The organism is Massilia aurea (assembly GCF_014200505.1).
Lineage (GTDB): Bacteria > Pseudomonadota > Gammaproteobacteria > Burkholderiales > Burkholderiaceae_D > Telluria > Telluria aurea_B.
Genome location: NZ_JACHBX010000001.1, coordinates 1,338,023 through 1,351,728 on the forward strand (window position 1 = coordinate 1,338,023; position 13,706 = coordinate 1,351,728).

Annotated in this window: 13 protein-coding genes; 2 read left to right on the forward strand and 11 right to left on the reverse strand. The window is 64.0% G+C overall.

The genetic code is table 11. The annotated features are described in order from the left end of the window. Positions 1 to 42: 42 nt before the first annotated feature. On the forward strand, positions 43 to 516 hold the full coding sequence (locus HD842_RS05935; protein WP_183552163.1) for an FKBP-type peptidyl-prolyl cis-trans isomerase: 474 nt from the start codon (positions 43 to 45) through the stop codon (positions 514 to 516). Here the strand turns inward: HD842_RS05935 and HD842_RS05940 are convergent. From HD842_RS05940 to HD842_RS05950, 3 genes are all read right to left on the reverse strand, one after another. Then, on the reverse strand, positions 513 to 1,415 hold the full coding sequence (locus HD842_RS05940) for a YdcF family protein (RefSeq protein WP_183552166.1): 903 nt from the start codon (positions 1,413 to 1,415) through the stop codon (positions 513 to 515). The genes HD842_RS05935 and HD842_RS05940 overlap by 4 nt on opposite strands. A gap of 81 nt (positions 1,416 to 1,496) precedes the next feature. Next, a complete protein-coding gene (locus HD842_RS05945) occupies positions 1,497 to 1,736 on the reverse strand; it encodes a hypothetical protein (protein ID WP_183552170.1) in 240 nt (79 codons plus the stop codon). Between the two features lie 53 nt (positions 1,737 to 1,789). Continuing rightward, a complete protein-coding gene (locus HD842_RS05950) occupies positions 1,790 to 3,421 on the reverse strand; it encodes a response regulator (RefSeq protein WP_183552173.1) in 1,632 nt (543 codons plus the stop codon). Positions 3,422 to 3,646: 225 nt separating this feature from the next. Between HD842_RS05950 and purL the strand changes: the two genes are divergently transcribed. Then, the gene (gene purL, locus HD842_RS05955) at positions 3,647 to 7,678 is read left to right on the forward strand and encodes a phosphoribosylformylglycinamidine synthase (protein WP_183552176.1); all 4,032 of its coding nucleotides are present in this window, start codon (positions 3,647 to 3,649) and stop codon (positions 7,676 to 7,678) included. A 194-nt stretch (positions 7,679 to 7,872) separates the two neighbouring features. On the opposite strand, the gene HD842_RS05960 is transcribed toward purL, so the two are convergent. The 8 genes from HD842_RS05960 to HD842_RS05995 all read right to left on the reverse strand — a co-directional run bounded on the left by HD842_RS05960 (position 7,873) and on the right by HD842_RS05995 (position 13,619). Beyond that, a complete protein-coding gene (locus tag HD842_RS05960) occupies positions 7,873 to 8,307 on the reverse strand; it encodes a GNAT family N-acetyltransferase (RefSeq protein ID WP_183552179.1) in 435 nt (144 codons plus the stop codon). Further along, positions 8,304 to 8,879, reverse strand: coding sequence for a hypothetical protein (locus HD842_RS05965; protein ID WP_183552182.1), 576 nt, complete (start codon positions 8,877 to 8,879; stop codon positions 8,304 to 8,306). Before HD842_RS05965 ends, HD842_RS05960 begins: the two co-directional genes overlap by 4 nt. A 141-nt stretch (positions 8,880 to 9,020) precedes the next feature. Beyond that, entirely contained in the window at positions 9,021 to 9,797 is a 777-nt protein-coding gene (locus tag HD842_RS05970) for a peptidylprolyl isomerase (RefSeq protein ID WP_183552185.1), read from the reverse strand. Between the two features lie 84 nt (positions 9,798 to 9,881). Next, positions 9,882 to 10,661: a peptidylprolyl isomerase gene (locus HD842_RS05975; RefSeq protein WP_183552188.1), complete on the reverse strand. Its 780-nt coding sequence runs from the start codon at positions 10,659 to 10,661 to the stop codon at positions 9,882 to 9,884. A gap of 104 nt (positions 10,662 to 10,765) precedes the next feature. Beyond that, positions 10,766 to 11,059, reverse strand: coding sequence for a BolA family protein (locus tag HD842_RS05980; protein WP_183552191.1), 294 nt, complete (start codon positions 11,057 to 11,059; stop codon positions 10,766 to 10,768). Continuing rightward, positions 11,056 to 11,688, reverse strand: coding sequence for a septation protein A (locus HD842_RS05985; RefSeq protein WP_183552196.1), 633 nt, complete (start codon positions 11,686 to 11,688; stop codon positions 11,056 to 11,058). Before HD842_RS05985 ends, HD842_RS05980 begins: the two co-directional genes overlap by 4 nt. A 13-nt stretch (positions 11,689 to 11,701) precedes the next feature. Beyond that, positions 11,702 to 12,097, reverse strand: coding sequence for a peptide-methionine (R)-S-oxide reductase MsrB (gene msrB / locus HD842_RS05990; RefSeq protein WP_183552199.1), 396 nt, complete (start codon positions 12,095 to 12,097; stop codon positions 11,702 to 11,704). A gap of 31 nt (positions 12,098 to 12,128) precedes the next feature. Continuing rightward, positions 12,129 to 13,619, reverse strand: coding sequence for a protein adenylyltransferase SelO (locus HD842_RS05995; RefSeq protein WP_183552202.1), 1,491 nt, complete (start codon positions 13,617 to 13,619; stop codon positions 12,129 to 12,131). Positions 13,620 to 13,706: the final 87 nt, after the last annotated feature.

Here is a 13,706-nt window from a genome sequence, read left to right on the forward strand (position 1 = left end):
AGCATCGATTTGCACCACATTATTCACCCTAAGAGAGAAACCATGAAACGTGTACTGACCTGTTCCGCCCTGGTGGCGGCAATGCTAATGACGGTCACCGCCTGCAAGCGCGCCGAAGCACCGGCCACCCCTGCTACTGCCAGCGTTGATAGCACCGCCACCGCGGCCGCACCGGCCGTCGCCTCGCAACAGATCGACACCGTTGTCGGCACCGGCAAGGAAGCCACTGCCGGCGCGACCGCTGTCGTCAACTACACCGGCTGGCTGTACGAGCCGGCGGCGCCGCAGCAGCGCGGCAAGGAGTTCGATTCGTCGATCGGTCGCGAGCCGTTCAAGTTCCAGCTCGGCGCCGGCCAGGTCATCAAGGGATGGGATGTGGGCGTGCAGGGCATGAAAGTCGGCGGCAAGCGCACGCTGATCGTGCCGGCCGACATGGGCTACGGCGCCGGCGGCGCGGGTCCGATCCCGCCAAACGCCACGCTGGTGTTCGAGGTCGAACTGCTCGACGTGCTTTAATTGGCGACCGGCGCCGGCGCTTTTTCGAGCGCTGGCGCCGGTGCCGGTGTCAACGGCGGCGCCACCGACGTCCGGCGCGGCGGAGTCGCCACCGCGTCCTGTTTTGCCCCTGGCGCTTCACGGTCGCGGATTCGGTACCACGCAAAACCCAGTAATTCGTAGGTCGCGTACCACGAGCGCCGCATGCCTTCCGCGCTCGGCAGCCACGCATCGAACCCGTAGTACGGGCTATAGACGAACATCGTTGGCGCCTCGATCACATCGAGCCCTTCGCGCTCGAACACATTGCGTGCACGGTGCATGTGCATCGCATCGGTCACCAGCAAAATCCGTTTGACGCCTGCCGGGCGCAGCAGCACATTGCTGTAGATGGCATTCTCGCCCGTGTCGCGCGAGCGCCGTTCGATCCACTTGACCGGCACCCCGAAATCCTCGCGCAGCGCCCTGGCCATCGCGTCGGCCTTGGTATATGCCATGTCGATCGTGGCCGGGTCGGCACCGCTGCCGCCATTGCCGCCGGTGACCAGGATTGGCAGGCCGGTGCGCCGCTGCAGGTGCGCGCCGTAGCGCAGCCGCGCCAGCGCGGTATGGTCGGGAATGTCGCGGTTGTCGTATTCGCCTGCGCTGCTCAACCGCCCCGCCGCCAGCACGACGATGGCCTGGGCGCCGGCACTTTCGGGCCGCGCGAGCGGCCTGGTCATCTTTTCCAGCGGCCCGACCAGGAAGCTCGATCCGGCATTGCTCGACATGAAGGTCAGCAGGGCCAGCCCGGTGCCGGCGACGATGCGCCCGGCTCTGGGCCGAAAACGCCAGAGCAATAAACCCAGCGCGATGATCAGGAACAGGCTGGTGGGAGGCAGGAAGAGATTGCGGGGAAGGGCGTTGATTAGGTCGAGCAAAATGGAAGGCGATCGGGCCGCTGTAGTAACAATGACATCGACAGTAGACCGTAACTTGTGCAGTGCGTCAAGTTTGCGGCGTCAGGCGCGATACCCGGCATTGATTGCGTACAGGAGCAGGGGAACCGCAGCGAAGGCCAGCAGCATGGGCAGCATACCCATCAAGATGCGGCTGCGGCTCATCAGTGGATACTGATGCCGGCGGTGTCGGTAGGAACGGTAACCGACATATGCAGCCACCGGCGGCAGGATGGCCAGCGGCGTGACGAGCCAGAAGATCAGCGCCGCCAGCAGGATCAAAAACAGGGTTTGCAGTTTCATGGTGTCGGGTTTCGTGGCTGGTCGTGGTGGCGCGCGGATCGGGGTGACCTCGATCAGGTGGCCGCGATCCCGTACTTGCGCCGCGCCGCCTGGTATTCCTCGGTCAGCGTCGCCAGCCGTGGATGCTGCGCATCCTGGGCACGGATGCCGTCCAGCAGCCCGGCGGCGGTCTGGCCCAGCGGATGATCCCAACCCAGCTCGTTGATCTGGCGAAGAATGCCGCCGGCGGTGGCGGCCATCACTTGCAGGTTGCGCGGTGCAAGGTGCAGCGCTTCGCGCAGCGTCTGGACCGCGCCGCGCACGTCGCCCATATTGCGTTTTTCGTCGGCCACGCCCAGCAGGATCTGCGCCTGGGCCTTGAGCTGCTGGTCCATGTGGTCCAGCAGGTCGGTGCGGCCGGCATTCACGAAGACGGTCATTGCCTGGTCGGGCGAGACCCCGCTGCTGGCGTCGTTCACCACGGTCAGCATCACGCCGGCGGCTTGCTCGTCGAGCCGGTGCGCCAGGCAGGCGCGTGCCAGTTCGAGTTTCAGGCCGGAGGACAGTGCATTGTTGGCGCGCACCGCCGACACGGCGTTCTGCAGGCCAGCCACGGCGGCGCCGCTGTTGCCGGTCTTGTCGTGCAGGAGCGCGTTGGCATAGGCGTGGCAGGCATCGTAGCCCGGGGCCGCGCGCAGCGTGCGTTCGAGGTCGCGGATCGCGCCGCTGGCCTGCAGCAGGTCGCCGCGCGCCACCAGCGTCTTGACCAGGCTGATGTGGTCTTCGGGATCGCGAAACGCCGAGTAGCGCGCCTTGCCCACGACCTGGCGGAACGACGTTTCGGCCACGGCCATGTCGCCGGTGGCCAGTGCGAGCTCACCCAGCTTGCGCAGGCGCCCCACGACGTGCGGCGAGATGGCCACCGCATCGGCCAGCACGCTCTGGGCCAGTGCCGGCTCGCCGTCCGCTTCGAGGCAGCGTGCGAGCAGGTCGTAGCCGGCCATCAGGCGCGGGTTGGTCGCCAGCAGTTCTTCGAGGATCGCGCGCGCGTCATCACCCTGGCCCAGCGCGAGCAGCGTGCGCGCCAGGCCCAGCGCCGCCCAGCCCAGCGGGCGTTCGGCCAGCACGTCGCGGTAGACGGCGGCGGCCTCGGCATGTTCGCCCAGCGTCGTGTGCAGTTCGGCGCGTACGCGCGCGAGGTCGGCCGCGAAGCGCGGCTGCGCCTGGGCGCCATTGGCGCACGCGAGGATCGCCTCGCGCAGCCGGCCTTGCGCCGCCAGTTGCCAGGCCGGGAGCAGGGCGCCACGCCGATCGAGCGCGCGCTTTATGCGCGTGCTGATCAACTCCACCGTGAATGGCTTGAGCAGGTAATCGGTGGGGGCCAGTTCGGCCGCGCTCACGACTTTATCGCGCTCGGCCTCGGAGGTGAGCATGATGAAAATGGTCGAGGGCGTAATCAGGCGATGCTGGCGCAGGTCTTCGAGCAGTTGCTGGCCGTCCTGACCTTCGCCGGCGCCGCTGGCCAGGTCGTATTCGCACAGGATGATGTCGAACGCGCGCTGCTGCAGCTGGCGGATCGCCGTGTTGGCATTGACCGCGTGTTCGATCTTCGTGATGCCGGCCAGGCCCAGCATGTTTTGCAGGCTGGTGCGCATGCCCGGATTGGGATCGACCACCAGCACCGCCAGGTTCGCGTTTTCTTGCATCGTCGCTCTCGTCTGCTCTGGCCGCGTACGCCGGACGGCGCACATCGCAAGATTGTCCACCGTTAAGATACCGGCAAGTGCCGAATCGATCAAGGAAACCGACTCGCTGCGTGCGCGGGGTGCCTGCCGGTCGTCGATGGCGGCCCGGCCAGAGGGGGGAGGCTGTATAATACCGGCCTATCTTCCACCCTAGCAGCGACGCTGCATCAACCGACTGTCCAAGCCATGTTGATTCTGCCGGGTTCCAATGCCCTGTCCGCCTTCCGTAGCCAACGCCTCCTGAGCCAACTGCAAGCTGTCGCCCCGTCGATCGCCGCCGTCCAGGGCCGTTTCTACCATTTCATCGACACCAGCGCGCCACTGTCCATCGACGATACGTCGCGCCTGTCGGCCATGCTCACCTATGGCGAGCCTGCGCCGGAGACCCTGTACGAAGGCGTGACCGAAGCATTCTTCGTCATCCCGCGCCTGGGCACCATTTCACCATGGGCCTCGAAAGCGACCGATATCGCGCGCAACTGCGGCATGGGCCATGTCCACCGTATCGAGCGCGGCATCGGCTACACCGTCGTGCTCAAGACCGGCATCCTTGGCAGCAGCTTCGGCGCGCCCAAGAAACTGGCGGACGACGAGCTGCAGGCGGTCATCGGCCTGCTGCACGACCGCATGACCGATACCGTCCTGCGCAACGCCGACGACGCGCAGCACCTGTTCAATGAACTCGAAGGCAAGCAGCTCGAGAGCATCGACGTGCTGGGTCTTGGCCGCACTGCACTGGTGCGCGCCAACACCGAACTCGGTCTGGCGATGTCGGACGACGAAGTCGATTACCTGAACGACGCCTTCACGAAGGCGCAGCGCAACCCGACCGACGTCGAGCTGATGATGTTCGCCCAGGCGAACTCGGAGCACTGCCGCCACAAGATCTTCAATGCCGACTGGGTCATCGACGGCGAGAAGCAAAGCATCTCGCTGTTCGGCATGATCAAGAACACACACCAGCTGAACCCGCGCGGCACGGTCGTCGCCTACAGCGACAACTCGTCGATCATCGAAGGCGCCACCGTCACCCGGTTCTTCCCGCGCGACGGCGAAGAGTACGGTCCGTCGACAGAGCTCGTGCACACCCTGATGAAGGTCGAAACGCACAATCACCCGACCGCGATCTCGCCATTCCCGGGCGCCTCGACCGGCGCCGGCGGCGAAATTCGCGACGAAGGCGCAACGGGCCGCGGCGCCAAGCCGAAAGCGGGCCTGGCCGGCTTCACGGTCTCGAACCTGGTGATTCCCGATGCCGTGCGGCCGTGGGAAAACGCGTCGGATGTGACGAGCCAGATGCGCTCGGATGCCCTGTACGGCAAGCCGGAACGCATCGCCTCGCCACTGCAGATCATGATCGAAGGCCCGATCGGCGGCGCCGCATTCAGTAATGAATTCGGCCGCCCGGTCCTGGGCGGTTACTTCCGTACCTATGAACAGAACGTCGGCGCAGCCGGCGCGGTCTACGGCTATCACAAGCCGATCATGATCGCCGGCGGCATCGGCAGCATCTCGGCTGCGCACACGCACAAAGATGAAATCCCGGTCGGCAGCCTGCTGATCCAGCTGGGCGGCCCCGGCATGCGCATCGGCATGGGCGGCAGCGCCGCATCGTCGATGGCCACCGGCACCAACACGGCCGACCTGGACTTCGACTCGGTCCAGCGCGGCAATCCGGAGATGGAACGCCGCGCACAGGAAGTCATCAACGGCTGCTGGCAGCTGGGCGCGCACAATCCGATCATCTCGATCCACGACGTGGGCGCGGGCGGCTTGTCGAATGCGTTCCCTGAAATCGTCAACGATGCCAAGCGTGGCGCGATCTTCAATCTGCGCAAGGTGCCGCTCGAAGAAAGCGGCCTGGCGCCGAAAGAAATCTGGTCGAACGAATCGCAGGAGCGCTACGTGCTGGCCATCGCACCCGAGAGCCTGGCGAAGTTCGCCGCGCTGTGCGAGCGTGAGCGCTGCCCGTTTGCCGTCGTCGGCACCGCGACCGAAGAGCGTCAGCTGCGCCTGATCGACGAGGAGCAGGCTGGTGGCCCGAATGCGTCACCGGTCGACATGCCGATGGACGTCCTGCTCGGCAAGCCGCCGAAGATGACGCGTGACGTGCAGCATGTGCAGAACACGTTCCCGCCAGTGGACCTGACGGGCATCGAGCTGGTGGAAGCGGCGCGGCGCGTGCTGCAGAATCCCACCGTGGGCGACAAATCGTTCCTGATCACGATCGGCGACCGCACGGTCGGCGGCATGACGGTGCGCGACCAGATGGTCGGCCCATGGCAGGTACCGGTGGCCGATTGCGCCGTCACCGCAATGGCGTACGACGGCTTCCTCGGCGAAGCGATGGCGATGGGCGAGCGCACGCCGCTGGCCGTCATCGACGCTGCCGCATCGGGCCGGATGGCCGTGGCCGAGTCGATCATGAACATCGCGGCCGCCGCGATCAACGACATCTCGGACATCAAGCTGTCGGCCAACTGGATGGCGGCCTGCGGCCAGCCGGGCCAGGACGCCGCACTGTTCGACACCGTGAAAGCGGTCGGCATGGAACTGTGCCCGGCGCTGGGCGTGTCGATCCCGGTCGGCAAGGATTCGCTGTCGATGCGCACGACCTGGAACGACGACGGTGCCGCCAAGGCCGTGATCTCGCCGGTGTCGCTGATCGTCTCGGCGTTCGCGCCGGTTGCCGATATCCGCCGCTCGCTCACGCCGCAACTGCGGACGGACGCGGGCGAGACAGCGCTGATCCTGGTTGACCTGGGCCGTGGCAAGAACCGCCTGGGCGCATCGATCCTGGCGCAAGTCACGCAGCAACTGGGTGACTCGGTGCCGGACGTCGATTCGCCGGACGACCTGAAAGCGCTGTTCGGCGCGATCCAGGCGCTGAACAAGGACGGCAAGCTGCTGGCTTACCATGACCGTTCGGACGGCGGCCTGTTCGCGACGCTGGCCGAGATGGCCTTCGCTGGCCGCACCGGCGTGTCGGTCAACCTCGACATCCTGACGATGGAGAGCGGGCATGGCGCCGACTGGGGCGATGCCAAGAACTGGACCGGCCAGGTGGCCGAGCGCCGCAACGAAATGACGCTGCGCGCGTTGTTCAGCGAAGAACTGGGCGCCGTATTCCAGGTGCGTGTGGACGACAAGACGGCCGTCATGAACGTGCTGCGCGAAGCGAACCTGGGCGCCTGCAGCCATATCATCGGCAAGCTCAATGACCGCGGTGCCATCGAATTCACGCGCGACGCGAAAGTCATCTACAACGAAAAGCGCAGCAGCCTGCACCGCCTGTGGAGTGAGACCAGCTGGCGCATTGCGCGCCTGCGCGACAATCCGGAATGCGCGGACGCGGAATACGACCGCCTGCTGGACGAGCACGATATCGGCATGACGCCGAAGATCAGCTTCAACCTGGACGAGGATATCGCTGCACCGTTCATCGCGACCGGCAAGCGTCCGCGCGTGGCGATCCTGCGCGAGCAGGGCGTCAATTCGCACATCGAGACGGCGTGGGTCATGCACCAGGCGGGCTTCGCAGCCTTCGACGTGCACATGAGCGACCTGATTGCCGGCCGCGCCAAGCTGGACGACTTCCATGGCGTGATCGCCGTGGGCGGCTTCTCGTATGGCGACGTGCTGGGCGCCGGTGAAGGCTGGGCCAAGACCATCCTGTTCAACCCGCAGCTCTCGGACCAGTTCGCCCGCTTCTTCGCGCGCCAGGACACCTTCGGCCTGGGCGTCTGCAACGGCTGCCAGATGATGAGCAACCTGAAGTCGATCATCCCGGGTGCACAGGCATGGCCGAAGTTCACGCGCAACAAGTCGGAGCAATTCGAAGCGCGCTTCGGCATGGTCGAAGTGCTGGACTCGCCATCGATCTTCTTCCAGGGCATGGCCGGTACGCACGCGCCAATCGCCATCGCGCACGGCGAAGGCTTCGCCGACTTCTCGCTGACGGGCGACTACGACGCCTCGATCAAGGCGATGCGCTTCGTCGACAACCGTGGCCAGGCCACCGAAACGTACCCGTTCAACCCGAACGGCTCGCCGGGCGGGCTGACGTCGGTGACGACGGCCGACGGTCGCTTCACAGTCCTGATGCCGCACGCCGAACGCGTGTTCCGCGCCTCGGTGCATTCGTGGGCTCCAGAATCCTGGGGCGACGAGTCGCCATGGATGCGAATGTTCCGCAACGCGCGCAAGTGGGTTGGCTGATCGGTTGACTGATGTGAAAAACGCCTCTTCGGAGGCGTTTGTTTTTGGTACTGTGGCACAGCCGGGGTCAGGTCTGACATTCGGACATGACCCCAGCCGTAGGGTGGACGGCTACGCCGTCCACGCGTCCAACGAACCTCGCCGCGCCACGACATCACGCCCGTTTGAACGCGTGGGCGGCATAGCCGCCCACCCTACGGGCCGTCGAGAACGAAGACGCTGTCGTCAGCGCTCGATGATGCGAGCCGCCATCCCAGTCGCGTATAGAATTGCGCGGCTCTGGTGTGCGTCCCGGTGCTGAGTGTCACCCGCCTGAACCCCAGCGAGAACAGCCAGTCCGTTGCCAGCGAAAGCAGCTGCTTGCCGAGCCCTTGACCTTCGAAGCGGGGATCGACGAACAGCGCCCAGATCGACCCGTCGATCCGGTTGGCATAGCTGAACGCGACAATCTCGCCATCGACCAGCGCCACCCAGCCGCGCCCATCCTTTTCCAGAAAATCGGCATACATCTGCGGCGTGATCCGCGGCGGGTCGCGCAGGCGATTTTCGTTCACGGACAGCCGGATGCGCGACATCGCCGGGATGTCATGCACACTGGCCTGACGAAAGGTCGGGTGCGACTCCGTCATAACGGGTGGAGCTTGCCCTGCGCTGCGGCTGCAAGCATCTTGCGCACGTCGGTATCGATGCGTGGCATGGGGACATGCTGCAGGACATACGATGCGAACGCCGGCTGGCCCGTCATCGTGCCGCCGATGCGCACCTTCTCGCCGGACGCCAGTGCCAACCAGTAGCCACCGGTCCACTGCGAAAATCCAACGCGGTCGACGTCCCGCCATGCAAAGCGCCCGTTCTTGCCGAAGATCCGGCCGTAGCCCATGCCGGTGTCGTCCATCGTGTGCCGTGCGAAGACGTAGTCCGCGACGAGCCACAAGCCCAGCAAGGCCGGGGCGAGCAAGAAAAGTGCGGGCCAGTCCATGGTTGCGGCATCCGGTCTGTAGACAAGGATCGACGTGATGACGCTGAACAGGATGGTGACCACCACGCCGATGACAAATACCTCGGGTGGTTGCGACAATGTCCCGGCAGCGGTTGCCGGCTGTGAGCGCAGTCGGGCGCGGTGCATCCAGCGCCTGAACAGCATCATGCTGACGAGCCAGAACACGATTTGAAACAGCAGGCCGTACCAGGAATAGGGCATGAGACGTCAGAGTGGAGGAAAGTCCATTAGCATATCAGACGAACAATATTGCAAAATGCACGCATCTTCACGTCCGCCAGCATCGGCAATAAAAAAGCGCTCCCGAAGGAGCGCTTTTCAACCGCAACCAGCCAGGGCTGATTACTGCACTTTGGCTTTCTTGACCAGCGTCTCGCGATAGGCTGCCAGCTGACGCTGCTGCAGGCCTTCGGTGACTTGCTGCTTGACTTCTTCCAGCGCCGGCACCTTGGCTGCGCGCACGTCTTCCAGCTTGATGACGTGGTAACCGAACTGCGATTTCACAGGCGTTTCGGTGATGGCACCTTTTTGCAGGGCGACCATGGCTTTGGAGAACTCAGGCACGTAGGTGGCCGCGCTGGCCCAGCCCAGGTCGCCGCCGTTCTGCGCGCTGCCGTCTTTCGACTGCTTGGCCAGTTCATCGAACTTGCCGCCGGCTTTCAGCTTGGCGATGATGCCCTTGGCATCGGCTTCGGAGTCGACCAGGATGTGACGTGCGTGGTATTCCTTGTCGCCGATCAGCGCTTTCTGCTTGTCGTACTCGGCTTTGACGTCGGCATCCTTGACCGGGTTCTTCTTGACGTAGTCCGCCAGCATCGCGTTGATGATGATGCTTTGACGGGCGTTGTCGATGGCCGACTTGACGTCGGCGCGGGCGCCGATGTTCTGCTTGTCGGCTTCCTGGATCAATACTTCACGGCTGATCAGGTCTTTCTTGATCGCTTCGCGCAGGTCAGGGGAGTCCGCAGCGCGGCCCTGGGCCACGACCTGCTTGACCAGCTGGTCGACCCGAGCTTGCGGGATTGCCTTGCCATTGACGGTAGCGGCGTTCTGCGCGAGGGCAGGCACGGCAACGACTGCAATCATGGCGAACAACAGGCTGGCTGGCTTCAAAATCATCGTTGAGATCCTATATAAACTCGAAAAGTATCGCCGCAGGCGACGAATGCCGGCGTGCAAAGCGCGCGCCGGCGACAATACATCTTACTGCACCTTTGCCTTCTTGACCATTTGCTCCTGGAAGTCACGCAGCTTCTCTTGCGCGAGCGTCTCGGAGATCTGTGGCTTGACCTGGTCCATCGGTGGCAGCTTGGTCGCGCGGGTGTCGTCCAGCTTGATCACGTGGTAACCGGCATTGGTCTTGACCGGCACGTCGGTAATCGCGCCCTTGGCGAGCTTGGTGAAGCCGGCCGCGAATTCTGGCGGCATCGTGTTCGGGGTGACCCAGTCCAGATCGCCGCCGGTGTTGGCCGTGCCGGTGTCCTTCGAGGTCTTGGCGACGTCTTCGAACTTGGCGCCGCCCTTGATCTTGGCAATGGCTGCCTTGGCATCGGCTTCGGTGCTCATCAGGATATGGCGGACGTGGTATTCCTTGTCGCCCGTTTCTGCCTTGACCTTGTCGTAGGCAGCCTTGATCTCGGCGTCGGTCACCGGGTTCTTGGCGATGTAGTCGCGCGCCAGTGCATTGACGACGATCGACTGACGGGCGCTGTCCATGGCTTCGCGCACTTCAGGCTTCTTGTCCCAGCCTTGCTTGACGGCCTCTTGCATCAGCACTTCGCGGGCGATCAGGTCATTCTTGACGGCTTCGCGCAGCTCTGGCGAGTCCTTGCCCTGGTTCTGGGCAACGACCTGCTTGACGACGGCGTCGGCGCGTGCCGAAGGAATCGCTTTGCCGTTGACCACTGCGATGTTCTGGGCAAAGGCCGGGACCGATGCAATGGCAACGAGGGCTAACAGCAGGCGAGCAGGCTTAAAGGTCATGTGTATTCCTGTGACGGGTTTTAACTGGACAAGAGAAGTTCAGGTGGTGTACTTATCTGTTCGATTGTCGGGCAAATTTCTTAAAACTGCCTGAAAACCCGCTTTCAGGACAGCTCGGAAGGCGCGATGGCGTTGATGGCCAGAGCGTGGATTTCCGCCTTGTTGATCATATCGTGCACGGCATCATACACAAGACGATGGCGCATGACCAGCTTGAGGCCTTCGAAGCGCGAGGACACGATTTTGACCGAATAATGGCTGCCGCCGGAGGCCGCGCCGGCATGGCCCGCGTGCAGGTGCGAGTCGTCGCTGATCTCGAGCAGGGTAGGGGCCAGCTCGGCTTCGAGCTGGGCGCGCATGCGTGGTTCGCGATCGCTTTTGTCTGTCAGAGTGGTCATGCGTCTTCTTCCTTGATGTATTTGTAGAGCATCATCGTCTGAATCATGATGAAGGCAAAGAATATGGCGGTAAAGCCGAACAGCTTGAAGCTGACCCAGGCGCCGGTATCGTTATGGAAGACCACGAAGGCCATCAACAGGTTCAGCAAACCCATCGCGACGAAGAACGCCATCCAGATGTAGCCGATGCGGTTCCAGAATGGCTCGGGCAGCTTCATGTTCGGCTCCATCACCGAGCGGATCAGGTTCTTGCGGTAAAACACTTGCGCGATGAATAGACCCAGTGCGAACGCCCAGTACAGGATCGTTGGCTTCCACTTGATGAACAGGTCGTCGTGGAAATAGATCGTGGCGCCGCCAGCGACGACGATCACGCCCAGCGTCAGCCACATCGCATTGTCGACCTTGCGCCCGCGCGCCAGCAGGTAACCGACCTGGCACACGGTGGCGATGATGGCCACGGCAGTGGCCAGCAGGATCGCCGACTGTGACGGCGGCACGCCGCCGCCCGCAATCAAAGGCCCCAGATACTCGACGGCCATGCGATGCGCCCAAGCCTGGTTGCTGTCGCCATACTTGTAAACGCCGAAGAACAGCAGGACCGGGAAAAAGTCGAACAGGAATTTCATCGTGCAATCACTCTCAGGCCGGGTCGAACCGCATCGAGGCGGAATTGATGCAATAGCGCAGGCCGGTTGGCGGCGGACCGTCCGGGAACACGTGGCCCAGGTGCGCGTCGCAGACGCCGCAGATGACTTCGGTGCGGACCATGCCGTGGGTGCGATCGGTCTTTTCGATCACATTGGCCGGATCGAGCGCGCGGAAGTAGCTTGGCCAGCCGCAGCCCGAGTCGAACTTGGTGTCCGATTCGAACAGTGGCGTATTGCAGCAGACGCAGCTGTAAATGCCATGCTCGTGGTGGTCCCAGAACTTGCCCGTAAAGGCGCGTTCGGTGGCCGCGTGGCGCGTGACTTCGTATTCCATCGGGTCGAGCTGGTTACGCCATTCGGCGTCGGTCTTGGTGACTTTGTCGGTCATGATGTGGTTTCCTCGTGTCTCGTTGGTGTGTTCATGAAGAGCAGCTCACTTCGAGATGCGCAGCCCAATCGGGCGGCAGCTCGGCGTAGGCGGCGTTGTCGGGTTGTTCGTCGAAGGGGTGCTCGAGCACGGCCAGCAGCTTGTGCACGCCACTGAAGTCGCCGTTCTGGGCCTGTTCGATGGCCGTCTGGGCCAGGTAGTTGCGCAGGATGTATTTGGGGTTGACTAGGTTCATTGCCGCGCGCCGGGTGGCGTCCACGCTGTGTTCGCTGCGCAGGCGGGTACGGTAGATCGCCGCCCAGGCGTCGAACGAGGCGCGGTCGATGAACAAGTCGCGCAGTGGCTCATCCTGCCCGGGCGCATCCACCTGCAGGTCGCCCAGCAGGCGGAAGAACAGCGTGAAGTCGGCGTGGTTGGCCTGCAGCAGCTCGATCGTGTCTTCGAACAGCTTGGCGTCGCCGTCCTGGGTGCTCTGCAGGCCAAGCTTGCCGTGCATCAGGATGTCCATCTGGTGGCCGAACTCGGGCCGGTAGACAGCCAGGGCTTCCTCGGCCACCTCGGGTTCGCCGATCAGCGGCAGCAGGGCATTGCCCAGCGCATAGCAATTCCAATGCCCGACCGGCACCTGGTTGGCATACGAATAGCGCCCACCCTGGTCGGTATGGTTGCAGATGTGGCGGGCGTCGAACGCTTCCATGAAGCCGAACGGGCCATAGTCGAGCGTCAGGCCCAGGATCGACATATTGTCGGTGTTCATGACGCCATGCATGAACCCCACGGCCTGCCAGTGCGCAATCATGCGCGCAGTGCGGCGCGTGACTTCGGCCAGCAGCGCCGCGTACGGATTGGCCTCGCCAGCGAGTTCAGGATAGAACTGCCCGATGACGTAATCGGCAAGTGTGCGCAGCTCGTCCTCGCGGCCTTGCGAGGCCCAGTGCTCGAACGAGCCGAAGCGAACGAACGTCGGCGCCATGCGCGCCACGACGGCGGCAGTCTCGAGCGTTTCACGCGCGATGCCTTGCGGCGAGCCGGTCAGTGACAGCGCGCGCGTCGTCGGGATGCCCAGTGCGGCCATCGCCTCGGAGCACAGGAATTCGCGGATCGACGAGCGCAGCACAGCGCGGCCGTCGCCCATGCGCGAATACGGCGTGCGCCCGGCGCCCTTGAGCTGAATTTCCATCGGCCCAGTCGGGGTGGCAATGTCGCCCAGCGTGATCGCGCGGCCATCGCCCAATTGGCCCGCCCAGACACCGAACTGGTGACCGGAATACACGGCGGCAAGCGGTTGCGAGCGCGGCGCCACCTTGTTGCCGGTGAAGACCTCGACAAAATCAGGACGTGCGAGATCCTCGACGGTGAGCCCGATCAGGGCCGCCGCAGGTTGGCTGGCCGCGATGAAATGCGGCGCAGGCAATGGCGTGGGCATCAGGCGCGTGTAAAACGCTGGCGGCAATTCGGCGAAGGAATTGTTCAGTGCAAGTTCGTCGGCAGTGATGGCAGTCCTCGTTGGCGTGGTCGGCAATGAAACGATTTTACCCGACCGCGATATTACGCGTGATCGGGCACGCCGGTTCACGCGCGTTACACCCTGTAACGGCGCCGGCTGGAC

Bases quoted from the DNA above. Each gene is read 5' to 3' on its own strand.
- HD842_RS05935 (WP_183552163.1), top strand. From the start codon at position 43: ATGAAACGTGTACTGACCTGTTCCGCCCTGGTGGCGGCAATGCTAATG.
- HD842_RS05945 (WP_183552170.1), bottom strand. From the start codon at position 1,736: ATGAAACTGCAAACCCTGTTTTTGATCCTGCTGGCGGCGCTGATCTTC.
- HD842_RS05950 (WP_183552173.1), bottom strand. From the start codon at position 3,421: ATGCAAGAAAACGCGAACCTGGCGGTGCTGGTGGTCGATCCCAATCCG.
- purL (WP_183552176.1), top strand. From the start codon at position 3,647: ATGTTGATTCTGCCGGGTTCCAATGCCCTGTCCGCCTTCCGTAGCCAA.
- HD842_RS05960 (WP_183552179.1), bottom strand. From the start codon at position 8,307: ATGACGGAGTCGCACCCGACCTTTCGTCAGGCCAGTGTGCATGACATC.
- HD842_RS05965 (WP_183552182.1), bottom strand. From the start codon at position 8,879: ATGCCCTATTCCTGGTACGGCCTGCTGTTTCAAATCGTGTTCTGGCTC.
- HD842_RS05970 (WP_183552185.1), bottom strand. From the start codon at position 9,797: ATGATTTTGAAGCCAGCCAGCCTGTTGTTCGCCATGATTGCAGTCGTT.
- HD842_RS05975 (WP_183552188.1), bottom strand. From the start codon at position 10,661: ATGACCTTTAAGCCTGCTCGCCTGCTGTTAGCCCTCGTTGCCATTGCA.
- HD842_RS05980 (WP_183552191.1), bottom strand. From the start codon at position 11,059: ATGACCACTCTGACAGACAAAAGCGATCGCGAACCACGCATGCGCGCC.
- HD842_RS05985 (WP_183552196.1), bottom strand. From the start codon at position 11,688: ATGAAATTCCTGTTCGACTTTTTCCCGGTCCTGCTGTTCTTCGGCGTT.
- msrB (WP_183552199.1), bottom strand. From the start codon at position 12,097: ATGACCGACAAAGTCACCAAGACCGACGCCGAATGGCGTAACCAGCTC.